Origin of the sequence: Streptomyces sp. R44 (assembly GCF_041053105.1) — a bacterium.
Lineage (GTDB): Bacteria > Actinomycetota > Actinomycetes > Streptomycetales > Streptomycetaceae > Streptomyces.
This window is the reverse complement of record NZ_CP163444.1, coordinates 5,047,306-5,072,244: the sequence shown is the minus strand read 5'-3', so window position 1 is coordinate 5,072,244 and position 24,939 is coordinate 5,047,306. Positions and strand designations below refer to the sequence as shown.

Here is a 24,939-nt window from a genome sequence, read left to right as displayed (position 1 = left end):
TCCGCGGCCTCGCGGCGGCCCTCACCAGGCGTCCCGTACGCCACTCGTGGCCTCATCGGTACGACTATTGCGCTCCTCCTCGAAGCGCGCTGCGAGCGCCCCTAGGCTCGGCCCCACGCTGCGTGATCTTGATCTTGAGGAGCCTTGAGGAGCCCGATGTCAGCCGACAGCAAGCAGCCCCAGCCGCCCGAGGACGGGGCCGCCACCACCGCCGACTCGACCTCGCTCCTGCTCTCCCACGCGCGGCTCACCGACGGACGGACCGTGGACGTCAAGCTCGTCGGCGGCCGCATCGAGGCCGTCGGCACCGCGGGCAGCCTTCCCGCCGCGGGCGCCAGGGTCGACCTCTCCGGCTATCTGCTGCTGCCCGCCGCCGCCGAACCCCACGCCCACGCCGACACCGCGCTCTCCGCCGACACCCCGGGACCCGTCTCGTACGCCCCCGAGGAGGTGCAGCGGCGGGCCACCGAAGCGGCGCTGCTCCAGCTCGGCCACGGCGCGACGGCGCTCCGCGCGCACGTGCGCATCGGCGACGTCCAGGGGCTCGGCCCGCTGGAGGCCGTGCTCCAGGCCCGGCGCTCGCTGCGCGGCCTCGCCGATCTGACGGCCGTCGCCGTGCCCCGGCTGCTCACGGGCGTCGCGGGCGCGGACGGGCTCGCGATGCTGCGGGACGCGGTGAAGATGGGCGCCGGCGTGGTCGGCGGCTGCCCGGACCTCGACCCGGACCCGGCCGGGTACGTGGAGGCGGTCCTGGAGGTGGCGGCCGAGAACGGCGTCCCGGTCGACCTGCACACCGACGGGGACGACCCGGCGCGCCTGGCCCGGCTCGCGGCGATGGCCGGCGGGCTGCGGCCGGGGGTGACGATCGGGCCGTGCGCGGGGCTCTCCCGGCTTCCGTCCGAGGCGGCCCGCCGGGCCGCGGACGGGCTCGCGGCGGCCGGGGTGACGGTGGTGTGCCTGCCGCAGGGCGGCTGCGGGGGCACGGAGCTGCGCGGGGCGGCGCCGGTGCGGCTGCTGCGGGCGGCCGGCGTGCGGGTCGCGGCGGGCGGCGGGACGCTGCGGGACGTGGCCAACCCGGTGGGGCGCGGGGACCCGCTGGAGGCGGCGTATCTGCTGGCCTCGCTCGGCGGTCTGTCGCCCCAGGAGGCGTACGGGGCGGTGAGCGCGGAGGCGCGGGCCGTGATGGGGCTGCCGGAGGTGCGGGTGGAGGCCGGTTTCCCGGCGGAGCTGCTCGCGGTGCGCGGTGAGCGCCTGGCGGGCGTGCTGTCCCTCGCGTACAGCCGGATCGTGGTGCACCGGGGGCGGGTGGTGGCACGGACGAGCGCGGTGCGGGAGTACTGCGACTCGGCGGCGGCCCTGGACCTGCCGCGTCAGGCGCGCCCGGAGCGGCCGCCCGGGCCGGGAAGCCCTCAGGCCGGACCCGACGTACGGTCGTGAGTATGCGCATCGTCATCGCTGGAGGACACGGTCAGATCGCCCTGCGTCTGGAGAGGCTGCTCTCGGCGGCGGGGCACGAGGTCGCGGGGATCATCCGCAATCCGGAACAGGGCGCCGACCTGCGGGAGGCGGGCGCCGAGCCCGTCGCCCTCGACCTGGAGTCGGCGTCGGTCGAGATGGTCGCCGCGGTGCTGCAGGGCGCCGACGCGGCCGTCTTCGCGGCGGGCGCGGGCCCGGGCAGCGGCGCCGCGCGCAAGGACTCGGTGGACCGCGCGGCGGCGGTGCTGTTCGCCGACGCGGCGGAACGCGCGGGCGTGCGCCGCTATCTGGTCGTCTCGTCGATGGGCGCGGACGCCTCCCACCCGGGCGACGACATCTTCGACGCCTACCTGCGCGCGAAGGGCGCGGCCGACGACGACATCCGCTCCCGTACGGCCCTGGAGTGGACGATCCTGCGGCCCGGCTCCCTCACGGACGACGCGGGCACGGGCATGGTCCGCCTGGAGGCCCACACGGGCCGTGGCCCGGTCCCCCGGGACGACGTGGCCGCGACCCTGGCCGAACTCCTCGACACCCCGGCGACCGCGGGCCTCACCCTGGAGCTGATCGCCGGTTCGGTCCCGCTCTCGGTCGCGGTGAAGGACGTGGCCGGCAACTGACCCTTCGGGCCCCTCCCGGAAACGCCCCCGGAAACGCCCCCGGAAACGAGTGAAGGTCCCCGGTGCAAGCACCGGGGACCTTCTTCACGTGGCGACGCCAGGATTCGAACCTGGGTAGGCTAAGCCGACGGATTTACAGTCCGCTCCCATTGGCCACTCGGGCACATCGCCATGGGTTCGCTGCCTTGGTTCACCGCGTTTCTGCGGTGTTCCCCGGCAACGACGTAAACAATACCTGATCCCGGGGGGTGGTTCGCCACCGGATTGATCAGCGGTTCGGCCGGCTGCTCACCCCCTAGGCTTTGGGGGTACCCCAAGCATCCGAGCAAGGAGCCACGAGTCATGGCCGACTCCAGTTTCGACATCGTCTCCAAGGTCGAGCGGCAGGAGGTCGACAACGCCCTCAACCAGGCCGTGAAGGAGATCTCCCAGCGCTACGACTTCAAGGGAACCAACGCCTCGATCTCCTGGTCGGGCGAGAAGATCCTGATGCAGGCGAGCGGCGAGGAGCGCGTCAAGGCGATCCTCGACATCTTCCAGTCCAAGCTGATCAAGCGGGGCATCTCGCTGAAGTCGCTGGAGGTCGAGGGCGAGCCGCAGCTGTCCGGCAAGGAGTACAAGCTCTTCGCCTCCGTCCAGGAGGGCATCTCCCAGGAGAACGCCAAGAAGGTCGCGAAGGCCATCCGCGACGAGGGCCCCAAGGGCGTCAAGGCGCAGGTCCAGGGCGACGAGCTGCGCGTCAGCTCGAAGAGCCGGGACGACCTGCAGGCCGTGCAGGCGCTGCTCAAGGGCAAGGACTTCGACTTCGCGATCCAGTTCGTGAACTACCGCTGACCCTGTCGTGAGGTCGTGAGGGTCGTGTCCGAATACCGCCAGCCCGGGGCTCGGTGGTCCCCGCACACTGGGTCCGAGGAAGACCCGTGCGGGGAGAGGAACCAGTCATGACCGTGTACGCGTACGTCGACGGCCCCCTGGGCGAGATGCTCCTGGTCGGACAGCTCGCCGAAGGGGGCCGCGCCGTGCTGCGCTCGCTGTCCCTGCCGGGGCAGAAGGGCGCCGTCGAGGTCGAGGACGGCTGGACGCTCGCGCCCGAGGCGTTCGCCGAGGCCGCACGGCAGCTGGGCGAGTACTTCGCCGGGCGCCGCGACCGCTTCGACCTGCCGCTCGCCGGTGACGCCGGGACGGAGTTCCAGAGGCGCGTCTGGCGGGCCCTGGAGGAGATCCCGTACGGGACGACCGTCTCGTACGGGGAGATCGCCCGGCGCGTCGGTTCGGCCGGCGCCGGGGTACGGGCCGTGGGCACCGCGATCGGGCGCAATCCGCTGCTCGTGGTGCGGCCCTGCCACCGGGTGATCGGGGCCGACGGGAACCTCCGCGGTTACGCCGCCGGGCTCGACCGCAAGGAGCGGCTCCTCGGACTCGAAGGGGCGCTCGACGGGGCGCTCGAAGGGGCGCTCGACGGGGCCCTTGGAGGGCCCCTCGGAGGGGCGCTCGTGTGAGTGAGGGGCTCTTCCCGCGCGAGCGGGTCACGGTGGCGCCCGGGGCGGTGCACGTGCCCGCGTGGCTCCCGTTCGCGCGCCAGCGGGAGCTGGTGGACGCCTGCCGGGAGTGGGGGCGCGGGCCCTTCCCGTACCGGCAGACGGTGCTGCCCGGCGGCGGCGTGATGTCGGTGCGGTCGCTGGCCCTGGGCCGGCAGTGGGTGCCGTACCGCTACCTCGACACCTTCGGGATCGCGCTGCCCGACTGGCTGGTCGCGCTGGGCCGGGAGGCGCTCGTCGAGGCGTACGGGGACCACGGCGGCTTCACGCCCGACACCGCGCTCGTGAACTTCTACGCGCCGGGGGCGCGGATGGGGATGCACCAGGACCGGGAGGAGCGCTCCCCGGCGCCGGTGGTGTCGCTGAGCCTCGGGGACCGGTGTGTGTTCCGCTTCGGGAACGAGGAGACCCGCGGCAGGCCGTACCAGGACGTCGACCTCGTCTCCGGCGACCTCTTCGTCTTCGGCGGGGCTTCGCGGTGGGTTCACCACGGGGTTCCCAAGGTGTTCCCGGGGACGGCCGAACCCGAACTCGGCCTGACCGGGCGCCTGAACATCACGCTCAGGGAGACCGGCCTCAGCGTCTAATGTGCGGAGCATGACACCGGAACTCCGCCGCTCCCTGGGCCTCTTCGACGCGGTCGTGATCGGCCTCGCCTCGATGATCGGAGCGGGGATCTTCGTCGCGCTCGGGCCCGCCACGGACGCGGCCGGCTCCGGTGCGGGGCTGCTCTGGGCGCTCGGGCTCGCCGCGGCCGTCGCCTACTGCAACGCCATGGCCTCGGCCCGGCTCGCCGCCCTCTACCCGGCCTCCGGCGGCACCTACGTGTACGGTCGCGAACGCCTGGGATCCTTCTGGGGATACCTCGCCGGTTGGGCGTTCGTCGCCGGCAAGACGGCCTCCTGCGCGGCCATGGCGCTCACGGTCGGGACCTACGTGTGGCCGGAGCAGGCGCACGCGGTGGCGGTCGCCGCCGTGGTGGCCCTGACGGCCGTCAACTACGGGGGAGTTCAGAAGTCGGCGCTGCTCACGCGGGTGATCGTGGCGGTGGTCCTCGCGGTGCTCGCATGTGTCGTCGCGGTCTCCTTCGGGGCGGGCGGCAGCGGGGTCACGACGGTCGGCACAGAGCTCACAACGGGGGGCGTGCTCCAGGCCGCTGGTTTGCTCTTCTTCGCATTCGCGGGGTACGCGCGGATCGCCACGCTCGGCGAGGAGGTCCGCGATCCGGCCCGCACCATCCCCCGGGCGGTGCCGCTCGCCCTCGGCCTCGCGCTCGTCGTCTACGGGCTCGTCGCGGTCGGCGTCCTCACCGTCCTCGGTCCGGCGGCCCTCGCCGCCTCCCCCGCACCGCTCGCCGACGCGGCCCGCGCGGCGCACGCCGGCTGGCTGGTGCCGCTGGTCGCGGTGGGCGCGGCCGTCGCGGCGCTCGGCTCGCTGCTCTCGCTGATCCTCGGGGTGTCCCGTACGACCCTGGCCATGGCCCGCGACGCCTACCTGCCGACGGCCCTCGCGGCCGTCCATCCGCGCTTCCAGGTGCCGCACCGCGCGGAGCTCGCGGTGGGCGCGGTGGTGGCCGTGGTGGCGGCGACCGTGGACATACGGGGTGCGATCGGCTTCTCCTCGTTCGGCGTGCTCGTCTACTACGGCATCGCGAACGCCTCCGCCTGGACCCTGGGCGGCCGCAACCGCCCCCTCGCCGCCCTCGGCCTCGCCGGCTGCGGCGCCCTCGCCTTCGCCCTCCCCGTCGGCTCGGTCCTGGCGGGCTCGGGGGTCATGGCGGCGGGAGTGGTGGCCTGGGCCGTAAGCCGAGGCCGAGCCGTCCCACCGGGCGCGTAGTCCGCAGGGGCGGTGCCCACCCCGTTGTGGGCATACGTTCCGCAGGGGCGATGGGGGTCCCCCCTGCTCGAGCGAAGCCGAGAGCTTGGGGGAGGGTGGGCACACGGAACGGCGCCTTTGCCGGCGCCAGAGGCTTCCGCGCCCTGACCCGCACCACGCGTGCGCCGCACACATCCCGTGCGGGTCCAGGCGCGGAACGCGGAGGCGCCGCGAGAGGGCGCCGTCCCGTGTGCCCACCCGTCCCGCCCCAGCGGGACGATTGCCCACACGGGCGGGGGGCACCGCCCAGCACAGGCGCGGGCCACACGGGCGGGCGCCCGTCAGCGCGCGCCGTAGCCGTACGCCTGGTTCGTCGGGACGATCTCCTTGCCCAGCGGCAGCAGTGACACCGGGATCATCTTGAAGTTCGCGATGCCCAGCGGGATGCCGATGATCGTGATGCAGAGCGCGATCCCGGTCGTGATGTGGCCCAGCGCGAGCCACCAGCCCGCGAGGATCAGCCACAGCACGTTGCCGACGCAGGAGGGCGCGCCCGCGTCGCGGCGGTCGACGACCGTGTGGCCGAAGGGCCAGAGCGCGTAGATGCCGATGCGGAACGCGGCGAGTCCGAAGGGGATGCCGATGATCGTGATGCAGAGCAGGACGCCCGCGAGCATGTAGCCCAGGAACATCCAGAATCCGCACAGGATCAGCCATATGACGTTGAGGATCGTCTTCACAGGCGTCGACCTGCCATCTGTTCGAGCCGGGCGATCCGCTCGGCCATCGGCGGATGGGTGGAGAACATCTTGGAGAGGCCCTGTCCGGGCCGGAAAGGGTTCGCGATCATCATGTGGCTCGCGGTCTCGATTCTCGGCTCGGGCGGCAGCGGCAGCTGCTTGGTGCCGGCCTCCAGCTTCCGCAGGGCGCTGGCGAGGGCGAGCGGGTCCCCGGTGAGCTGGGCGCCGGAGGCGTCGGCCTCGTACTCCCGGGAGCGGGAGATGGCGAGCTGGATGACCGAGGCGGCGATCGGGCCGAGGATGAGGATCAGCAGGTAGCCGAGGATCCCCGGGCCGTCGTCGTCGTTGGAGCGGCCGACCGGGATCAGCCAGGCGAAGTTGACCAGGAACATGATCACGGAGGCGAGCGCTCCGGCGACCGAGGAGATGAGGATGTCCCGGTTGTAGACGTGGCTCAGCTCGTGGCCGATGACCCCGCGCAGCTCGCGCTCGTCGAGGATCGCGAGGATGCCCTCGGTGCAGCAGACGGCGGCGTTGCGCGGGTTGCGGCCGGTCGCGAAGGCGTTCGGCGCCTGCGTCGGCGAGATGTAGAGCCGGGGCATGGGCTGACGCGCCTGCGTGGAGAGCTCGCGCACCATCCGGTACAGGGCCGGGGCCTCGAACTCGCTCACCGGGCGGGCGCGCATGGCCCGCAGCGCCAGCTTGTCGCTGTTCCAGTACGCGTACGCGTTGGTGCCGAGCGCCACGAGCAGTGCGACGATCAGCCCCGTGCGCCCGAAGAAGCTGCCGATGACGATGATGAGGGCCGAGAGCCCTCCGAGGAGGACGGCGGTCCTCAGCCCGTTGTGCCGGCGGTGCACGGTACGCCCTCCAGGTGGTGCGGCAGGGGAACCCTTTTCCTCGTGGTGATCCACGTCTCCAGTGGACCCTCCCGTACTGGTCAACGCCAGGCGGAAGGTTCGGGTTCCCCAGCTCGCACGGGGCGCCGTGTGGGCCGTACGGGTGATCAGCGGGCCGCGGGGACCTTCCCCAGGCCGATGACGGCGGCCGTGGGCTCGACCTCGCTGGTGCAGTGGGCGCAGCGGGAGGCGATGGCCGGGATCTCGGTGAAGCAGCGGGGGCAGTCGCGCTTCTCCGACTTCGGGTCGTTCGCCTCCTCCTTGGCGAACTTCTCCTGGATCTTCGTCATCGGGACGACGATGAGGAAGTAGAGGACGGCGGCGGTGATCACGAACGCTATGGCCGCGGCGATCGCCAGACCGTAGGGGAAGACGGTCTTGCCGACGGTGAAGCTGGCCTCGCTGAAGTCGCCGACCGAGCCGGTCGCCAGACCGATGAGCGGGGTGATGAACGCCTTGCTGAAGCCCGTGACGACGGCCGTGAACGCGGAGCCGACGGCCAGACCGATGGCCATCGAGACGACGTTCCCGCGAAGTATGAAGTCCTTGAATCCGTTCAGCACGGGGTGTTGCTCCTCGGTTCTCTCTGTGGGGGGATCAGAAGAGGCTGCCCGTCGCGAAGCGGAGGGCGAACTGCGGGTAGCCCGACAGGACGACTCCGGCGGCGGCGGTCAGCACGATCGCCACGGTGACCGGCGCGGGGGCCCTGTGCGTGACGGGGGCGCCTTCCGGTGCGCCCTCCGGTGCACCTGAAGGTGCGCGGAAGAGCAGCGCCGTCCAGCGCAGGTAGTAGTACAGCGCGATCACGACGTTGACGCCCATGATCACGGCCAGCCACCCGAGGCCCGCGTCGACGGCCGCCGAGAAGACGGTCACCTTGGCGAAGAGGCCGATGATACCCGGGGGCAAACCGGCCAGATTCAGGAGGAAGAACCCGAGCGCGAGGGCCGCGGCCGGGCTGGCGGCGTACAGGCCCCGGTAGTCCGCGATCCGGTTCTCGGGGTGGGTCCGGGCGACGAGGGCGACGATCGCGAAGGCGCCGAGGTTCACGACGGCGTACATCAGGGCGTACGCGACGGTGGCGCCGATCTGGTCGTCACTGGAGTACGCGGCGGCCGCGATCGGCACCAGGAGGTAGCCGGCCTGGGCGACGGAGGACCAGGCGAGGAGGCGTACCGCGCTCCACGCGCGCGTGGACACCTGGCGGACCGCGGCGACGTTCCCGGCGGTCATGGTGAGCGCGGCGAGCACGGCGAGCGCCGGGCCCCACACGTCCGCGTACGACGGGAAGGCGACGACCGTCACCAGGATCAGGCCGGTGAAGCCGACGGCCTTGCCGACGACGGAGAGGTAGGCGGCGACGGGCAGCGGGGCTCCGACGTAGGTGTCGGGCACCCAGAAGTGGAAGGGCACGGCGGCCGTCTTGAAGGCGAAGCCGACGAGGGTGAGGGCGACTCCGGCCTCGGCGAGCGTCTGGAGCTGCCCGGGGACGTCGTCGAGGCGCTGGGCGATCTCCGCGAGGTGCAGGGTGCCGGTCGCCGCGTACACGAAGCTGACGCCGAGCAGGGTGACGGCGGTCGCGGTGACGGAGGACAGGAAGAACTTGAGCGCCGCCTCGCCGGACATGCGGTCGCCGCGCTTGAGGCCGACGAGCGCGAACGCGGGCAGCGAGGCCACTTCGAGGGCGACGACGAGGGTGGCGAGGTCGCGGGAGGCGGGCAGCAGGGCGGCGCCGGCGGCCGAGGACAGCAGCAGGAACCAGTACTCGCCGGCCGGGAGCTTCTCGCGGGTCTCCGAGAGGGAGAGCAGCGCCGTCAGGAGCGCTCCGGCGAGGACGAGCAGCTGGATGACGAGGGTGAAGTGGTCGGCCGTGTAGCTGCACGCGGGCGCGTGGCCCTCGGCCTGGGCCTGGGCGGTCAGGCAGAAGGTGGCGCGGTCGCCGGAGCGCAGCGGCAGGAGGAGGGCGAGGGCGGCGACGAGACCGCCGATCGCGGTCCAGCCGAGGAGCTGCTTGCGTTCCTGCGGCACGAAGAGGTCGGCGACGAGGACGACGAGGGCGACCACGGCCGTGAGGGTGGGGGGCGCGATCGTGAGCCAGTCGACGGACTGGACGAGCGACTCGCTGGCGAACGACATCACTGGGTGCCTCCGGCGAGGAGCTGCTGGACGGCCGGGTCGGTGAGGCCGAGGAGGACGGCGGGCCAGAGTCCGGCGAGGACGGTGAGGGCGACGAGCGGGGTCCAGGCGGCGAACTCGTACCCCTGGACGTCGGCGATCGCCGTCTCCCCCGCGGGTCGCGGGCCGCCCATGCAGACGCGGCGGACGACGACGAGGAGGTAGGCGGCGGTGAGGAGGGTGCCGAAGGCGCCGATCGCCATGAAGGTGAGGAAGGCGGGGCGGCTGAGGCCCTCGGCCGGGTCGAAGGCGCCGAAGAGGGCCAGCATCTCGCCCCAGAAGCCGGCGAGGCCGGGCAGTCCGAGGGAGGCGACGGAGGCGAAGGCGAGGAGGGCGCCGAGGCGGGGGGCGCGGCCGTAGAGGGCGGCGCCGGTGGCTCCGGCGAGGGTGTCGAGGTCGGCGGTGCCGTACCGGTCCTTGACCGCGCCGACCAGGAAGAACAGCAGGCCGGTGACGAGGCCGTGGGCGATGTTGGCGAAGAGGGCGCCGTTGACCCCGGTGGGGGTCATGGTGGCGATGCCGAGGAGCACGAAGCCCATGTGGCCGACGGAGGAGTACGCGATGAGGCGCTTGAGGTCGCCCTTGTTGCCGGGCTTCGCGAGGGCGAGGCAGGCGAGCGATCCGTAGATGATCCCGGCGACGGCGAAGGCCGCGAGGTACGGGGCGAAGGTCCGCATGCCGTCGGGGGTGATCGGCAGGACGATCCGGACGAAGCCGTAGGTGCCCATCTTCAGCAGGACGCCGGCGAGGAGGACGGAGCCGACGGTCGGGGCGGCGGTGTGGGCGTCCGGGAGCCAGCTGTGCAGCGGCCACATCGGGGTCTTCACGGCGAGCCCGAGACCGATCGCGAGAACGGCGATGACCTGCACGGACGTGGTCAGTCCACGGCCGTTGTCAGTGGCGAGTGCCACCATGTCGAACGTGCCCGCCTTCACGCCGATGAGGAGCAGGCCGAGCAGCATGACGACGGAGCCGAGCAGCGTGTAGAGGATGAACTTCCAGGCGGCGGCCCGCCTGCCCTCGCCGCCCCAGCGGGCGATGAGGAAGTACATCGGGATGAGGACCATCTCGAAGGCCAGGAAGAACAGGACGAGGTCGAGGACGGCGAAGGTGGCGAGGGTGCCGGACTCCAGGACGAGCAGGAGCGCGACGAAGGCCTTCGGGGACGGGCCCGACGGCATCTTGAAGTAGCTGTACAGCGCGCAGAGGAAGGTCAGCAGCGCGGTCAGGACCAGGAGGGGGAGGGAAATGCCGTCGACACCGAGGTGGATGCGCACGTCGAGTGCCCTGATCCAGCTGATGTCCGTCGTGGCCTGCATCTTCGACGGGTGGTCGTGGTCGAAGCCGAGGGCGAGGACGAGCGCGGCGAGCAGGATGACGCCGGTGACGGTGACGCCGTGGCGGAGCACGGCCTGGTCGGGCGACTTCCCCTTCAGTCCGGGCGGGGCCGGGAGGAGAGCGGCGGCGGCGCCGAGGAGCGGGCCGGCGACGATCAACGCCAGAAGGAACTGCATCACGGATTCGCTGATATCGATCACGGCTCACGCTCCGGCGGCGGCGTTGGCGAGGGCGACGGCGACGATCGCCAGGACGACGGAGCCGGCGAGCAGGGCGCTCAGGTAGGTCTGCACGTTGCCGGTCTGGGCGCGGCGGACGAGCCAGCCGAGCCCCTTGGCGGAATCGCCCGCGGCGCGGACGTAGGTGTCGACGACCTCGCGGTCCAGGAAGCGGACCAGGGAGGCGGCGGCGAGTACGGGGCGGACGAAGGCGGTCCGGTAGACGGCGTCCAGGCGGAAGCCGTCGGCGGCCGGTCCGTGCAGCGGCCCCAGGAGGGCGCGGCCGGGGTCGGCCGGGTCCTCGGCGGGGTGCGGCAGGTGCAGCGCCTCGGCCTCGACCTGACCCGCCTCGGCGTCCGGGTGGGCGACGTGCGGGACGGGGGCCGTCACCGGGGTGCGGGCGGCGAGGGTGCGCCAGACCGCGTAGGTGATGACGGCTCCGGCGGCGGCGAGGCCCGTGCCGAGGACGGCCGTGGTCAGGGTCGGGGTGAGGGCGTTGCCGTCGAACCAGTCGTCGAGGTACGAGGCGGTCAGACCGAAGCCCAGGGTGGGGATCGCGAGGACCCACAGGACGCTCGTCATGGCGATCGGCTGACGGCCGTGGTCGGGGGCCTCGGCGCCGCGGCCGCGGAAGGTCCGCAGCCAGAGCCGGAGCGCGTACGCGGCGGTCAGCAGGGCCGTGAGCAGTCCGGCGACGAGGACGATCCAGCCGGCCCCGGCGGGGGCGACGTCCCGCTCGCCGAGGGCGGTGTGTTCGGCGGCCACGAGGACGGCTTCCTTGGAGAAGAAGCCGGCGAAGGGCGGGATCGCGGCGAGCGCGAGGAGGGCGACGGTCATCGTCCAGTACGCGTCGGGGATGCGCTTCGCGAGGCCGCTCATGCGGGACATGGCGGTGAGCGAGTTCGTGCCGGCGGCGTGGATGACCGCACCGGCGGCGAGGAACAGGAGCGCCTTGAAGGCGGCGTGCGAGAGGAGGTGGAAGACGGCGGCCCCGCGGTCGCCGACGGCGAGGGCTCCGGCCATGTAGCCGAGCTGTCCGATCGTCGAGTAGGCGAGGACCCGCTTGATGTCGTCCTGGGCGAGCGCGGCGAGCCCCGAGCCGACCATGGTGATCGCGGCCATCACGGCGAGCACGGTCATCGCGGCGGCGGAGGCGGCGAAGACGGGCAGCAGCCGGGCGACGAAGTAGATGCCGGCGGCGACCATCGTCGCCGCGTGGATGAGCGCGGAGACGGGGGTGGGGCCGGCCATGGCGTCCGGGAGCCAGGTGTGGAGCGGGAACAGCGCGGACTTGCCCGCGACGCCGGCGAGCAGCAGCAGCGCGATCAGGGTGGGGTGGCCGAGGCCGCCGCTCGCGACGGCGCCGAGGACTCCCCTGATCTGGAACGTGCCCGCGTCGGCGGCGAGCGCGAAGAGACCGATGAGGAAGGGGACGTCACCGAGCTTGGTGACGAGGAAGGCCTTGAGGGAGGCGGACCGCGCCTCGGGGGTCTCCCAGTAGTGGCCGACGAGGAAGTACGAGCAGATGCCCATGATCTCCCAGCCGACCAGGAGCACCATCAGGTCGCCGGAGTAGACGACGAGCAGCATCGCGGAGGTGAAGAGGGAGACGAGCGCGGCGTACGAGGGGTAGCGCGGGTCGTCGCGGAGGTAGCCGGTCGAGTAGATCTGCACGCAGGTCGCGACGACCCCGACGAGGACGGCGACGAGCGCGGCGAAACCGTCGATGGAGAGGCTCAGGTCGATGGGGATCGAGCCGGTCGGGGTGAGCTCGGTGGCGGCGACGATGGCCCTGCCCCCGCCCTGGCGGGCGGCGACCAGGGCCGCGAGGACCGCGGCGGCGAGGGTCGGCAGCACGGCCAGCGGGCGGACGAAGCCGGGCGCGGTGCGGCCGAGCAGGAGTCCGGCGGCGGAGCCGAGGAAGGGGAGGAGGGGGACGAGGACGGCGAGGGTGGTCGTGGTCACGCGGCGGCCTCGGCCTTCTCCTCGGCGGACGGCTGTTCTTCGGCCGACGGCCGTTCCTTGGTGTCGCGCAGCCGGTCGACGTCCGAGGTGCCGCGGTTGCGGTGGACCATCAGGACGATCGCGAGACCGATGCCGATCTCCGCGGCGGCGACGGCGATGGTGAAGAGGGTGAGGGCCTGGCCGGCGTGGAGGGTGTCGCGGAGCCAGACGTCGAAGGCGACCAGGTTGAGGTTGACGGCGTTGAGCATGAGCTCGACGGACATCAGGACCAGGATCGCGTTGCGGCGGGCGAGGACACCGTAGAGACCGACGGCGAAGAGGAGGGCGGCGAGGACGGCCGGGTAGGCGAGGTGCATCAGTTCTCGTCCTCCTTCTTCTTCCGGGAGAGGACGATCGCGCCGACCAGGGCGGCGAGGAGCAGCACCGACAGCGCTTCGAAGGGCAGCACCCAGTGCTGGAAGAGGATCTCGCCGGTCACGCCCGTGGAGCCCTGGGCGGGGCCGTCCAGATCGATCCAGGTCGTACGGAAGGCGTCGACGACGACCCAGACGAGGGCGGCCGCGGCGGCCAGGGCGACGGCGAGGGCGACCGGCCGGTTGCCGGAGTCGGCGTCCGGGGAGCGGCCGATGGGGGCCTTGGTGAGCATGAGACCGAAGAGGAGGAGGACGACGACGGAGCCGACGTAGATCAGGACCTGGACCCAGGCGATGAACTCGGCGGTCAGGAGCAGGTACTCGACGGCGAGCCCGCCGAGCGCCACGACCAGCCAGAGGGCGGCGTGCACCAGCTGGCGGGTGGTGACGGTGACGAGGGCGGCGCCGAGGGTGGCGATGCCGACGAGGACGAAGGCGATCTCGACGCCGGTGGCCGAAAGGAAGCCGTGGGCGGCCTGTGCTGCGAGGGTCACTGCTGGTCCTCCTGGGCCTGGCCTTCGGCCTGCGCGGCGGCGTCGGCCTGGGCCTGGGCGGCGGCGTCGGCCTGGGCCTGGGCGGCGGCCTCTGCCTCGGCGGCGGCCTGGGCCGCGGCCTTCTCCGCCGCCTTGCGGGCCGCGGCGATCTCCTTCGGCTCCTCCGCGCACGGGTCGAGCGCGGGCGGCTCGGGGACCGTCCACATCCACTCGCGGAGCTTGTCGCGCTCGTGGGTGAGCTCGTGGATGTCGGTCTCCGCGTACTCGAACTCGGGCGACCAGAACAGCGCGTCGAAGGGGCAGACCTCGATGCAGATGCCGCAGTACATGCAGAGCGAGAAGTCGATGGCGAAGCGGTCGAGGACGTTCCGGCTGCGCTCGCGGCCGCCGGGGGCGGCGGGCGGCACCGTCTCCTTGTGGGAGTCGATGTAGATGCACCAGTCGGGGCACTCACGGGCGCAGAGCATGCAGACCGTGCAGTTCTCCTCGAACAGGCCGATGACCCCGCGGGTGCGGGGCGGCAGCTCGGGCTGCACGTCGGGGTACTGCGCGGTGACGGTCTTCTTCGTCATCGTGCGGAGGGTGACGGCGAGGCCCTTGGCGAGGCCGGAGCCGGGGATGGGCATTACTGGATCGCCACCTTCACGATGCCGGTGAGCGCGATCTGCGCGAGCGCGAGCGGGACGAGGGCCGTCCAGGCGAGCTTCTGGAGCTGGTCCTCGCGCAGGCGCGGGTAGGTCACCCGCAGCCAGATCACGACGAAGGCGAGGACGGCCGTCTTGAGGAGGGTCCAGACCCAGCCGAGGCCGTCGGCGCCGAAGGGGCCGTGCCAGCCGCCGAGGAAGAGGACGGTGGTGAGTCCGCAGAGGACGACGATGCCCGCGTACTCGGCGAGCAGGAAGAGCGCGAAGCGGAGGCCGGTGTACTCGGTGTACGCACCGAAGATGATCTCCGAGTCGGCCACCGGCATGTCGAACGGGGGCCGCTGGAGTTCGGCGAGGCCGGCGACGAAGAACACGAGCGCGCCGATGATCTGCCAGGGCAGCCACCACCACTCGAAGGCGTTCAGGATGCCGGGCAGGGAGACGGTGCCGGCGGCCATAGCGACGGAAGCGGCGGCGAGCAGCATCGGAAGCTCGTACGCGAGGAGCTGGGCGGCGGTACGCAGGGCGCCGAGCAGCGAGAACTTGTTCGCGGAGGCCCAGCCGGCCATGAGGCTGCCGAGGACGCCGACGCCCATCACGGCGAGCACGAAGAAGATGCCGGCGTCGACGAGCTGACCGACGGCGCCCTCGCTCGGGCCGATCGGGATCGCGACGAGGACCAGGAGGTACGGGAGGAGGGCGACGGCCGGCGCGAGCTGGAAGATCCGCCGGTCCGCGTCCTTCGGGACCACGTCCTCCTTCTGCGCGAACTTCACGCCGTCGGCGACGAGCTGGGCCCAGCCGTGGAAGCCGCCCGCGTACATGGGGCCGAGGCGGCCCTGCATGTGGGCCATGACCTTGTGCTCGGTCTGCCCGATGACGAGCGGCAGCACGAGGAAGACGGCGAAGACGACGAGCAGCCGGAGGGCGACGTCGAGTGCGTCATTCACGCGGGATCGCCTCCGGCGGGGTGGGTGGGGTTGTCGGTGCCGTCGCGGTCGGCGGGCGGCTCGGCGGCGTCGGCGTCCGCCGGTTCGGCGGCTTTCGGTGCGGCCTTCTCGGCGGCGCCGGGTTCGGTGGCCGCCGGTGCTTCGGTGGCGGGTTCGGTGGCGGCGGGAGCTTCGGTGGCCGTCGGTGCCTCGGTGGCGGCCGGAGCCTCGGTGGCCGTCAGTGCCTCGGCGGCGTCGGGCTTCCGGGCCTCCGGGCCCTCGGTCCCGGCCGGGGCCGTGGCCTCCGTCGTGGCGGACTCGGCGGCGGCCGCCTTGGGCGGCTCGTCGTCGAAGGCCGGGCGGGCGTGGTGCCAGGGGGCGTCCGCGCTGCGGGTACGCGGAGTGGCGGCCGCCGCGCGGGGCGCGGGGCCGTCCGTGTCCGGGGCCGGGGCCTCCGGGGCCGACTGGCTCGCCGAGCCGTCCGCGGCCGTACGGGAACGGCGCGGCGGGCGGGCCGGGGAGGCCGGGGCCTCCGTGGACGCGCCCGGCTCCGGGGCCGCCTGGCTCGCCGAGCCGTCGGCCGCCGAGCGGGAGCGGCGTACCGGAGCACCCGGCTCCGAGGTCGTCGCCTGGCTCGCCGAGCCCTCGGATGCCGAGCGGGAGCGGCGGATCGGGGCGCCCGGCTCCGCGGCCGGCTGGCTTGCCGAGCCCTCCGTGGTCGTGCGGGCACGGCGGACCGGGCGGTCGCCTGCTGCCGCTCGGGCGGGGCGTTCGCCTGCCGCCGCGCGGGCCGGGCGGGCCGGGGCCGGCGGGAGCTGGCCCTTCAGGGGGCCCCATTCGTTCGGGTCCGGGACGCCCGGCGGGAGCATCTGGCGGCGCTTCGGGCCGCCGCCGTCGTGCGACTCGCCCGGTTCCTTCGCGCCCGGCCACGCCTTGGCGACCCGCGCCGCCAGGACGAAGTCCTTGCGCAGCGGGTGGCCCTCGAAGTTCTCGGGGAGCAGGAGGGGGACGAGGTGCGGGTGGCCCTCGAAGGTCACGCCGAACATCTCGTGCGTCTCGCGCTCGTGCCAGCCCGCGCCCGCGTACACCCCGATCGCCGTCGGGAGGGCGGGGGCGTCGTGCGGGACCGTCGTGCGCAGGAGGAGGCGCTTCGGGGCCCCCTCCCCCAGCGCCACCACGTGCGCGCAGACGCGGAAGCCCGTACCGGGCTCGTCCACGGCGCTCAGCCAGTCGAAGTAGGTGCAGCCCAGCTCGTCGCGGGCGGCGGTGAGCGCCGTGAGCCAGGCCGCCGGGGGCACGTCGACGGTCAGGAGGTCGTACGCCTGCTCCGCCGTCGCCTCCTCGCCGAAGATCTCCGTCACGGACTCGGGGAGCGTGTCGTAGCCGGTCATGCCGTGCCTCCCGGTGCGGTGCCTTCCGGCCGCTCGACCAGGGGGCTCGTCAGCTGCGCCACCGACGGAGTCGTCGTGTACCGCTCCGCCAGGCTCTCGCGGGCGATCTTCTCCTGGAGCTTGAGGATGCCCTGGAGCAGGGCCTCCGGGCGCGGCGGGCAGCCGGGTACGTACACGTCGACGGGGATGATCTGGTCGACGCCCTTGGTGACCGAGTACGAGTCCCAGTACGGGCCGCCGCAGTTCGAGCAGGCGCCGAAGGAGATGACGTACTTCGGCTCGGGCATCTGCTCGTACAGACGCTTCACGGCCGGCGCCATCTTGTCCGTCACCGTGCCCGAGACGATCATCAGGTCGGCCTGGCGCGGGCCCGGCGCGAAGGGGATCACGCCGAGCCGGATGAAGTCGTGCCGGGCCATCGACGCGGCGATGAACTCGATCGCGCAGCAGGCGAGGCCGAAGTTGAAGACCCACAGGCTGTAGCGGCGGCCCCAGTTCAGGACCACCTTCATCGGCTCGGGGGCCAGGCGGGCGAGCGGCCCCAGCTTCGGAGCCGGCAGGGGTGTTACGTCCATGCCAGGACGCCCTTCTTGTACGCGTAGAGCAGCCCCACGGCCAGGAAGCCGAGGAAGACGAACATCTCGACCAGGGTCGTGGCGCCGTAGCCGGGCGCGGCGAAGACCGTCGCCCAGGGGAAGAGGAAGATCGAGTCGACGGCGAAGATCACGTAGAGGAAGGCGTACACGTAGTAGCGGACCTGGGTGTGGGCCCAGCCCTCCCCGACGGGGTCGACACCGCACTCGTAGGTGAGGAGCTTCTCGGGCGTCGGCACGACGGGCCGGAGCAGCCGGCCCGCGCCGAACGCCACGGCGACGAACAGCACGCCGACGACGGCGAGCAGGCCGACGACGGAGTACGTCTGGAAGTAGTCCGCCGCGTCGGCCGCGACAACGGTCGGTTCCCGCACGTCCGCCCCTCGGTCTCGGTGTCTCATGAGTCACTTCTGTACGGACGCGAGTCTAGGCCCTGCTAAAGGGACCGTAAGCAGTCGCGGGTGCCTTCGTGGCCGCTCCGGCACGTGGGGATAGCCCCCCTTCGGCTCACCCACCTCCCCCATGGCGTCGCGCCCGCCTCGAACGGCAGTCTGGGGACCATGAGCGCCGATCTTGATCCCGTCGAGTCCTCCGAGTCGTCCGACTCCGTCGGCTCCGCCCCCGCCGGCTCCTCCGGCTCCTCCGAGAACCCGCGTCCGCCGCTGCGGCTCGCCTACGGCAAGGAGACCTGGAAGGAGATCGCCTTCCTCCTCTCCAACCTCTTCACGTCGCTGGCCGGTTTCGTGTACGCGATCGTCAGCATCGCCCTCGGCGTGGGCCTCTCGGTGACCGTCGTCGGGCTGCCGCTGCTCGCCCTCGGCCTCGGCGGCGCCCGCCTGATCGGCCGCTCGGAGCGGGCGCGGGCCCGCGGGCTGCTCGGGGTGAAGGTCGTCGAGCCCTCCCCGCTGCCCCGGCACCGCGGCTTCTTCGGCTGGCTGTGGGGATCGCTGAAGGACCCGGTGGCCTGGCGGACCCAGCTGTACGGGCTGATCCGGCTGCCGTGGGGGATCGTGACGTTCACCGTCGCCCTGATCTCGCTCGTCGTCCTCTGGCCCGTCCTGCCCTTCCTGGCCCGTGGCCTCGCCAACGGCGACCGGGGCATGGTCCGGGGGCTGCTCTCGCCCTCCGACGAGCTGGAGCGGCGGATCGCCGAGCTGGAGTCGGACCGGGGCGTGGTCGTCGACACCGCCGCGGCCGACCTGCGGCGCATCGAGCGCGACCTGCACGACGGCGCCCAGGCCCGGCTCGTGGCCCTCGCGATGGGGCTCGGCCTCGCCAAGGAGAAGCTGCTGGAGGACCCGGAGGCCGCAGCGGCGATGGTCGACGAGGCGCACGGCGAGGTGAAGCTCGCCCTCCAGGAGCTGCGGGACCTCGCCCGGGGCATCCACCCGGCCGTCCTCACCGACCGGGGCCTGAGCGCGGCGCTCTCCTCCGTCTCCGCGCGCTGCACGGTGCCGGTGGCGGTGAACGTGGACCTGGCGGAGCGGCCGGCGGAGGCGATCGAGGGCATCGCGTACTTCACGGTCTCGGAACTCCTCCAGAACATCTCCAAGCACGCGCGTGCCCGGTCCGCCTCCGTGGAGGTCTGGCGGGCGGGCGAGCGGCTGATGCTCCAGGTGCGGGACGACGGGGCCGGCGGGGCGCGCTTCGACGGCGGTACGGGTCTTGCGGGGCTCGCGGAGCGGCTCGGCGCGGTCGACGGGCTGCTGGTCCTGGACTCCCCCGAGGGCGGTCCGACGACGGTCACGGCGGAGCTGCCGTGGCGGTCCCGGCCGGCGGCCCCCTCCGGCAGGTAGGGAAAACCCCCGCCTGCGGACGCCCACCCGCCTCATGGTCCGGCGGGGCTCGGGACGGAACCCTGGAACACGTACCGCCCGCCCCGCCCCTCCTCGCCCCTCCCCGCCCCTCCTCGCAGAGAAGGAACACCGTGATGGCCTCCCACCCGCTCCCCGCCGCGATCCGCGCGCCGTTCGAGGCCCGCACCTGGCGCGCCTTCCTGTACGTGCTGATCGGGCTCCCGCTGAGCATCTGCTGGTTCGCGCTCTCCATCGCCTTCGTGTCGGCCGGCGCCGGGCTGCTCATCACCTTCCTCGGGGTGCCGATCCTGGCGGCGGCGCTCGGGATGTGCCGGGGCTTCGGCGCGGTGGAGCGGGCCCGGGCGCGCGGGCTGCTGGATCTCGACGTCGCCGCGCCGGAGCCGGTGCGCGGGCGGACCGGCGGGGCGTTCTCCTGGATGGGGGCCATGTTGAAGAGCGGCGCGTCGTGGCGGCACCTGCTGTACGCGGTCCTGCACATGCCGTGGGCGGTCTTCTCCTTCTCGGTGACCGTGGCACTGTGGGCCTGGGGCTGGAGCCTCTTCACCTATCCGCTGTGGCAGTGGGTCTTCCCCGCGTGGGTCGGGCAGGACGGGATCCAGCTGTACGGGGACGCCACCCACGCCTTCTACCTCGACGCGCCCTTCGAGATCGCCGTGACCAGCGCCATCGGGCTCGTGTTCGTCCTCATCGGGCCGTGGGTGCTGCGGGGGCTCGTCTCCGTCGACCGGCTCCTCGTCTCCGGGCTCCTCGGCCCGTCCCGGCTGGCCTCGCGCGTCACGGAGCTGGAGTCCGACCGGGGCGTCGTCGTCGACACCGCGGCGGCCGATCTGCGGCGGATCGAGCGCGACCTGCACGACGGCGCGCAGGCGCGGCTGGCCGCGCTCGCCATGGACCTGGGGCTCGCGAAGGAGAAGCTGGCGCAGGACCCGCGGGCGGCGGCGGTCCTCGTCGACGAGGCGCACGGTGAGGTGAAGCTGGCCCTCCAGGAGCTGCGGGACCTCGCCCGGGGCATCCACCCGGCCGTCCTCACGGACCGCGGCCTGGACGCGGCGCTGTCCGCCGTGGCCTCCCGGTGCTCGGTCCCGGTGTCCGTGGACGTGGACCTGCCGGCCCGGCCGGTGCCGGCGATCGAGGGCATCGCGTACTTCACGGTCTCGGAACTCCTCCAGAACGTCAGCCGGCACTCGGGGGCGCGGCGGGCGTGGGTGGACGTGTGGCGCACCGAGAACCGGCTGATGCTTCAGGTACGGGACGACGGGGTGGGCGGCGCGGCCGTCGGCGACGGCGGGTCGGGCCTGGCGGGGCTCGCGGAGCGGGTCGGTGCGGTGGACGGGGTGCTCGCGGTGGACTCACCGACGGGTGGCCCGACGACGGTGACGGCAGAACTCCCGTGGCGGGCGTAGCCGACCGCGCCGTTGTGGGCCCGCGCCGCGCCGTTGCGGGCCCGCGTTCCCCCTGGGCGACGCCCACCCCGTTGTGGGCATACGTTCCGCAGGGGCGGAACGGGTGGGCACAACGGACGGCGCCCCCCTGCCGGGCCTAGGCTTCCCGCGCCTGAACCCGCACCCCCGGTGACGGCGCGGACGTGGTGCGGGTCAGGGCGCGGAACGCGGAGGCGCCGCGAGAGGGCGCCGTCCCGTGTGCCCACCCTCCCCCAAGCTCTCGGCTTCGCTCGAGCAGGGGGGACCCCCATCGCCCCAGCGGGACGATTGCCCACACGGGCGGGGGGCACCGCCCGGCGCGGGCGCGGGCCCACACGGGGGTCGGCGGAGGGCACCGCCCAGCCGGGCGCGGGCGCCACACGGCGGGTGCACCGTGCCGGCGACCGAGCTGACATGCTGAAGGTCCAGACGGAGGACCGGAGCAGGGGGCGGCAGGGCGTGAGTGGGCAAGGTGTGGCGGGGCGCGTACGGGTGGTCATCGCCGAGGATTCCGTACTGCTCCGGGAGGGGCTGACGCGGCTCCTGACCGATCGGGGTCACGAGGTCGTCGCCGGCGTCGGCGACGGGGAGGCCCTGGTGGAGACCGTCGCGGCGCTCGCCGGGGACGGCGCGCTGCCGGACGTGGTCGTGGCCGACGTACGGATGCCGCCGACGCACACCGACGAGGGTGTGAGGGCGGCGGTGCGGCTCAGGAAGGAGCACCCCGGACTGGGCGTGCTCGTGCTGTCGCAGTACGTGGAGGAGCAGTACGCCACCGAACTTCTGGCCGGTTCCAGCCGTGGCGTGGGCTACCTCCTGAAGGACCGTGTCGCGGAGGTCCGCGAGTTCGTGGACGCGGTCGTCCGGGTCGCCGGGGGCGGTACGGCCCTGGACCCGGAGGTCGTGCAGCAGCTCCTCGGCCGGAGCCGGCAGCAGGACGTGCTGGCGAACCTGACCCCGCGCGAGCGGGAGGTCCTCGGTCTGATGGCCGAGGGGCGGACGAACTCGGCGATCGCGAAGGCCCTGGTCGTGAGCGACGGCGCGGTGGAGAAGCACATCAGCAACATCTTCCTGAAGCTGGGCCTCTCCCCGAGTGACGGTGATCACCGCCGGGTACTCGCGGTATTGACGTACCTGAAGTCCTGATCATCTGACACTCTGTCAGATATCCTGGTCCTAGTTCCAAAGGATGAGGCGGAATCCGACTCTCCGGAAGGCTCGGGGTGGCGACAGAACGTGACGATTCAGGGCAAGAGGGCGTCTCAAAGAGAGGTCCGCGATATGAGAAGTCCCGGGAAGGCCCCCCTTACCGTCGTAGGGTGGGCCACGGGACGGAAGGTGATCTCCGTACAGAGGCCGCCTGCCGCACCCCGAGCCTTCTCCCCGCCTCCGGCGGAGAGTCCCCTTGCCGCGAGGGAGGTCCAGTTCAGTGACCAGCCAGGTCAGTAGCGAGGCCGGTGAGGCCCTGGTCGGGGAGCAGCGCAGCGCCCCGGCGACGCCCCACCACGGCACCGAGAAGGAAGTGCGCCGGCTCGACCGGGTGATCATCCGTTTCGCGGGTGACTCCGGTGACGGCATGCAGCTGACGGGTGATCGTTTCACCTCGGAGACGGCGTCCTTCGGGAACGACCTCTCCACGCTGCCGAACTTCCCGGCCGAGATCCGGGCGCCTGCCGGGACCCTGCCGGGTGTCTCGTCCTTCCAGCTCCACTTCGCCGACCACGACATCCTGACCCCGGGCGACGCCCCGAACGTGCTGGTCGCGATGAACCCGGCCGCCCTGAAGGCGAACATCGGGGACGTGCCGCGCGGCGGCGAGATCATCGTCAACACCGACGAGTTCGCCAAGCGCGCCATGGCCAAGGTCGGCTACGACTCCTCGCCCCTCGAGGACGGCTCGCTCGACGGCTACCGGGTCCACCCCGTGCCGCTGACGACGCTCACCCTGGAGGCGCTCAAGGAGTTCGGGCTCTCCCGCAAGGAGGCCGAGCGGAGCAAGAACATGTTCGCGCTCGGGCTGCTGTCCTGGATGTACCACCGCCCCACCGAGGGCACCGAGACCTTCCTGCGGCAGAAGTTCGCGAAGAAGCCGGAGATCGCCGAGGCCAACGTGGCCGCCTTCCGGGCCGGCTGGAACTTCGGCGAGACCACCGAGGACTTCGCCGTCTCCTACGAGGTCGCCCCGGCGACCCGGGCCTTCCCCACCGGCACGTACCGCAACATCTCCGGGAACCTGGCCCTGTCCTACGGCCTGATCGCCGCCGCCCGCCAGGCGGACCTGCCGCTCTACCTCGGCTCGTACCCGATCACCCCGGCCTCGGACATCCTGCACGAGCTCAGCAAGCACAAGAACTTCGGCGTGCGGACCTTCCAGGCCGAGGACGAGATCGCCGGCATCGGCGCCGCCCTGGGCGCGGCCTTCGGCGGCTCCCTCGCCGTCACGACCACCTCCGGTCCCGGTGTGGCGCTGAAGTCCGAGACCATCGGACTTGCCGTCTCCCTGGAGCTGCCGCTCCTCGTCGTCGACATCCAGCGCGGCGGCCCGTCCACCGGCCTGCCCACCAAGACCGAGCAGGCCGACCTGCTCCAGGCGATGTACGGCCGCAACGGCGAGGCCCCGGTCCCGGTCGTGGCCCCCAGGACGCCGGCCGACTGCTTCGACGCGGCCCTGGAGGCCGCCCGGATCGCGCTCACGTACCGCACGCCGGTGTTCCTGCTCTCCGACGGCTATCTGGCCAACGGCTCGGAGCCGTGGCGGATCCCGGAGACCGAGGACCTGCCCGACCTCACGACCCCGTTCGCCACCGGCCCGAACCACACCCTCGCCGACGGCACCGAGGTCTTCTGGCCGTACAAGCGCGATCCCGAGACCCTCGCCCGCCCGTGGGCGGTGCCCGGCACGCCCGGCCTGGAGCACCGCATCGGCGGCATCGAGAAGCAGGACGGCACCGGCAACATCTCGTACGACCCCGCGAACCACGAGTTCATGGTCCGCACCCGCCAGGCCAAGATCGACGGCATCGAGGTCCCGGACATCGAGGTCGACGACCCGGACGGCGCGAGCACCCTGGTCCTGGGCTGGGGCTCCACCTACGGGCCGATCACCGCGGCCGTCCGCCGCATCCGCCGCGAGAACGGCCCCATCGCCCAGGCCCACCTCCGCCACCTCAACCCCTTCCCCAAGAACCTCGGCGAGGTGCTGAAGCGGTACGAGAAGGTCGTGATCCCCGAGATGAACCTGGGCCAGCTCGCCACCCTCGTCCGGGCGAAGTACCTCGTCGACGCCCGCAGCCACACCCAGGTCAACGGCATGCCGTTCAAGGCCGAGCAGCTCGCCGCCGCTCTCAAGGAGGCCATCGATGCCTGAGCCCACCGAGTCGCTCCTGCACCTGGTGCCCAAGGCCGAGGCCACGCAGTCCATGAAGGACTTCAAGTCGGACCAGGAGGTCCGCTGGTGTCCGGGCTGCGGTGACTACGCGGTCCTCGCCGCCGTGCAGGGCTTCATGCCCGAGCTCGGACTGGCGAAGGAGAACATCGTCTTCGTCTCCGGCATCGGCTGCTCCTCCCGCTTCCCGTACTACATGAACACCTACGGGATGCACTCCATCCACGGCCGCGCCCCGGCCATCGCGACCGGTCTCGCCACCTCGCGCCGCGACCTGTCCGTCTGGGTGGTCACGGGCGACGGCGACGCGCTGTCCATCGGCGGCAACCACCTCATCCACGCCCTGCGCCGCAACGTCAACCTGAAGATCCTGCTCTTCAACAACAGGATCTACGGCCTCACCAAGGGCCAGTACAGCCCCACCTCCGAGCTCGGCAAGATCACCAAGTCGACCCCGATGGGCTCCCTCGACGCCCCCTTCAACCCGGTCTCCCTCGCGCTCGGCGCCGAGGCGAGCTTCGTGGCCCGCACGGTCGACTCCGACCGCAAGCACCTCACCGAGGTGCTCCGCCAGGCCTCCGAGCACAACGGCACCGCGCTCGTCGAGATCTACCAGAACTGCAACATCTTCAACGACGGCGCCTTCGAGGTCCTCAAGGACAAGGACCAGGCCAAGGAGGCGGTCATCCGCCTCGAACACGGGCAGCCGATCCGCTTCGGCGCCGACAACGAGAAGGGCGTCGTCCGCGACCCGGCCACCGGCGACCTCCAGGTCGTCACGGTGACCCCGGAGAACGAGGCCCGGATCCTCGTCCACGACGCCCACGCGGCCACCCCGACGACGGCGTTCGCCCTCTCCCGCCTGGCCGACCCGGACACCCTCCACCAGACGCCGATCGGCGTCTTCCGCTCGGTGGACCGCCCGGTGTACGACACGCTGATGGCGGACCAGCTGGAGACGGCGGTGGAGCGACACGGCAAGGGCGACCTGGGCCAGCTCCTCACGGGCAACGACACCTGGACGGTCGTCGGCTGACGGCCGCGCGGTCGGCCCGGGTCGGTGGACCC

24 protein-coding genes and 1 tRNA gene are annotated in these 24,939 nt (G+C 72.6%); 11 read left to right on the top strand and 14 right to left on the bottom strand.

Going from position 1 to position 24,939, the window contains the following annotated elements; genetic code table 11:
* The first annotated feature begins 156 nt into the window (after positions 1 to 156).
* Positions 157 to 1,437, top strand: coding sequence for an amidohydrolase family protein (locus AB5J54_RS23660; protein ID WP_369145924.1), 1,281 nt, complete (start codon positions 157 to 159; stop codon positions 1,435 to 1,437).
* A 2-nt stretch (positions 1,438 to 1,439) separates the two neighbouring features.
* Positions 1,440 to 2,096, top strand: coding sequence for an NAD(P)H-binding protein (locus tag AB5J54_RS23655; RefSeq protein ID WP_369145923.1), 657 nt, complete (start codon positions 1,440 to 1,442; stop codon positions 2,094 to 2,096).
* 89 nt (positions 2,097 to 2,185) lie between these two features.
* On the opposite strand, the gene AB5J54_RS23650 is transcribed toward AB5J54_RS23655, so the two are convergent.
* Positions 2,186 to 2,267 (bottom strand) — tRNA-Tyr (locus tag AB5J54_RS23650).
* A 171-nt stretch (positions 2,268 to 2,438) separates the two neighbouring features.
* Between AB5J54_RS23650 and AB5J54_RS23645 the strand changes: the two genes are divergently transcribed.
* From AB5J54_RS23645 to AB5J54_RS23630, 4 genes are all read left to right on the top strand, one after another.
* Entirely contained in the window at positions 2,439 to 2,930 is a 492-nt protein-coding gene (locus tag AB5J54_RS23645; protein WP_030757368.1) for a YajQ family cyclic di-GMP-binding protein, read from the top strand.
* Between the two features lie 107 nt (positions 2,931 to 3,037).
* On the top strand, positions 3,038 to 3,595 hold the full coding sequence (locus AB5J54_RS23640; RefSeq protein ID WP_369145922.1) for a methylated-DNA--[protein]-cysteine S-methyltransferase: 558 nt from the start codon (positions 3,038 to 3,040) through the stop codon (positions 3,593 to 3,595).
* On the top strand, positions 3,592 to 4,221 hold the full coding sequence (locus AB5J54_RS23635) for an alpha-ketoglutarate-dependent dioxygenase AlkB (RefSeq protein WP_369145920.1): 630 nt from the start codon (positions 3,592 to 3,594) through the stop codon (positions 4,219 to 4,221). The genes AB5J54_RS23640 and AB5J54_RS23635 overlap by 4 nt, the downstream gene beginning before the upstream one ends.
* 10 nt (positions 4,222 to 4,231) lie before the next feature.
* Positions 4,232 to 5,470 (top strand): APC family permease, encoded by a 1,239-nt coding sequence (locus tag AB5J54_RS23630; protein ID WP_369145919.1) that lies wholly within the window; start codon positions 4,232 to 4,234, stop codon positions 5,468 to 5,470.
* Between the two features lie 320 nt (positions 5,471 to 5,790).
* Here the strand turns inward: AB5J54_RS23630 and AB5J54_RS23625 are convergent, their stop codons facing one another.
* The 13 genes from AB5J54_RS23625 to AB5J54_RS23565 all read right to left on the bottom strand — a co-directional run bounded on the left by AB5J54_RS23625 (position 5,791) and on the right by AB5J54_RS23565 (position 17,649).
* On the bottom strand, positions 5,791 to 6,189 hold the full coding sequence (locus tag AB5J54_RS23625) for a YccF domain-containing protein (RefSeq protein WP_369145918.1): 399 nt from the start codon (positions 6,187 to 6,189) through the stop codon (positions 5,791 to 5,793).
* Positions 6,186 to 7,049 (bottom strand): zinc metalloprotease HtpX, encoded by an 864-nt coding sequence (htpX, locus tag AB5J54_RS23620; RefSeq protein ID WP_369145917.1) that lies wholly within the window; start codon positions 7,047 to 7,049, stop codon positions 6,186 to 6,188. Before htpX ends, AB5J54_RS23625 begins: the two co-directional genes overlap by 4 nt.
* Positions 7,050 to 7,195: 146 nt before the next feature.
* Positions 7,196 to 7,651: a large conductance mechanosensitive channel protein MscL gene (gene mscL, locus AB5J54_RS23615; protein ID WP_369145915.1), complete on the bottom strand. Its 456-nt coding sequence runs from the start codon at positions 7,649 to 7,651 to the stop codon at positions 7,196 to 7,198.
* A 34-nt stretch (positions 7,652 to 7,685) separates the two neighbouring features.
* Positions 7,686 to 9,224 carry an NADH-quinone oxidoreductase subunit N gene (locus AB5J54_RS23610; RefSeq protein WP_369145913.1) on the bottom strand — a complete coding sequence of 513 codons (1,539 nt, stop codon included), beginning with the start codon at positions 9,222 to 9,224 and terminating at the stop codon, positions 7,686 to 7,688.
* Complete coding sequence (locus tag AB5J54_RS23605; protein ID WP_369149437.1) at positions 9,224 to 10,777, bottom strand: NuoM family protein; 1,554 nt, start codon at positions 10,775 to 10,777, stop codon at positions 9,224 to 9,226. Before AB5J54_RS23605 ends, AB5J54_RS23610 begins: the two co-directional genes overlap by 1 nt.
* A 27-nt stretch (positions 10,778 to 10,804) precedes the next feature.
* Positions 10,805 to 12,784 carry an NADH-quinone oxidoreductase subunit L gene (locus tag AB5J54_RS23600; protein ID WP_369145912.1) on the bottom strand — a complete coding sequence of 660 codons (1,980 nt, stop codon included), beginning with the start codon at positions 12,782 to 12,784 and terminating at the stop codon, positions 10,805 to 10,807.
* On the bottom strand, positions 12,781 to 13,140 hold the full coding sequence (gene nuoK / locus AB5J54_RS23595; protein WP_356903044.1) for an NADH-quinone oxidoreductase subunit NuoK: 360 nt from the start codon (positions 13,138 to 13,140) through the stop codon (positions 12,781 to 12,783). The genes AB5J54_RS23600 and nuoK overlap by 4 nt, the downstream gene beginning before the upstream one ends.
* A complete protein-coding gene (locus tag AB5J54_RS23590) occupies positions 13,140 to 13,691 on the bottom strand; it encodes an NADH-quinone oxidoreductase subunit J (RefSeq protein ID WP_369145910.1) in 552 nt (183 codons plus the stop codon). Before AB5J54_RS23590 ends, nuoK begins: the two co-directional genes overlap by 1 nt.
* Positions 13,688 to 14,317, bottom strand: a complete 630-nt coding sequence (locus AB5J54_RS23585) for an NADH-quinone oxidoreductase subunit I (protein WP_369145909.1) — start codon at positions 14,315 to 14,317, stop codon at positions 13,688 to 13,690. The genes AB5J54_RS23590 and AB5J54_RS23585 overlap by 4 nt, the downstream gene beginning before the upstream one ends.
* Positions 14,317 to 15,285, bottom strand: coding sequence for an NADH-quinone oxidoreductase subunit H (locus tag AB5J54_RS23580; RefSeq protein WP_369145908.1), 969 nt, complete (start codon positions 15,283 to 15,285; stop codon positions 14,317 to 14,319). The genes AB5J54_RS23585 and AB5J54_RS23580 overlap by 1 nt, the downstream gene beginning before the upstream one ends.
* Positions 15,282 to 16,655: an NADH-quinone oxidoreductase subunit C gene (locus AB5J54_RS23575; protein ID WP_369145907.1), complete on the bottom strand. Its 1,374-nt coding sequence runs from the start codon at positions 16,653 to 16,655 to the stop codon at positions 15,282 to 15,284. Before AB5J54_RS23575 ends, AB5J54_RS23580 begins: the two co-directional genes overlap by 4 nt.
* Positions 16,652 to 17,230, bottom strand: a complete 579-nt coding sequence (locus AB5J54_RS23570) for an NADH-quinone oxidoreductase subunit B (RefSeq protein WP_369145906.1) — start codon at positions 17,228 to 17,230, stop codon at positions 16,652 to 16,654. The genes AB5J54_RS23575 and AB5J54_RS23570 overlap by 4 nt, the downstream gene beginning before the upstream one ends.
* On the bottom strand, positions 17,221 to 17,649 hold the full coding sequence (locus tag AB5J54_RS23565) for an NADH-quinone oxidoreductase subunit A (protein ID WP_327163673.1): 429 nt from the start codon (positions 17,647 to 17,649) through the stop codon (positions 17,221 to 17,223). Before AB5J54_RS23565 ends, AB5J54_RS23570 begins: the two co-directional genes overlap by 10 nt.
* Before the next feature lie 159 nt (positions 17,650 to 17,808).
* Between AB5J54_RS23565 and AB5J54_RS23560 the strand changes: the two genes are divergently transcribed.
* The 5 genes from AB5J54_RS23560 to AB5J54_RS23540 all read left to right on the top strand — a co-directional run bounded on the left by AB5J54_RS23560 (position 17,809) and on the right by AB5J54_RS23540 (position 24,907).
* Entirely contained in the window at positions 17,809 to 19,044 is a 1,236-nt protein-coding gene (locus AB5J54_RS23560) for a sensor histidine kinase (protein WP_369145905.1), read from the top strand.
* Between the two features lie 134 nt (positions 19,045 to 19,178).
* A complete protein-coding gene (locus AB5J54_RS23555) occupies positions 19,179 to 20,468 on the top strand; it encodes a sensor histidine kinase (protein WP_369145904.1) in 1,290 nt (429 codons plus the stop codon).
* Positions 20,469 to 20,960: 492 nt separating this feature from the next.
* The gene (locus AB5J54_RS23550) at positions 20,961 to 21,632 is read left to right on the top strand and encodes a response regulator (protein WP_369149435.1); all 672 of its coding nucleotides are present in this window, start codon (positions 20,961 to 20,963) and stop codon (positions 21,630 to 21,632) included.
* 283 nt (positions 21,633 to 21,915) lie between these two features.
* Positions 21,916 to 23,853, top strand: a complete 1,938-nt coding sequence (locus tag AB5J54_RS23545) for a 2-oxoacid:acceptor oxidoreductase subunit alpha (RefSeq protein ID WP_369145903.1) — start codon at positions 21,916 to 21,918, stop codon at positions 23,851 to 23,853.
* Complete coding sequence (locus AB5J54_RS23540; RefSeq protein ID WP_369145902.1) at positions 23,846 to 24,907, top strand: 2-oxoacid:ferredoxin oxidoreductase subunit beta; 1,062 nt, start codon at positions 23,846 to 23,848, stop codon at positions 24,905 to 24,907. Before AB5J54_RS23545 ends, AB5J54_RS23540 begins: the two co-directional genes overlap by 8 nt.
* Positions 24,908 to 24,939 lie beyond the last annotated feature (32 nt).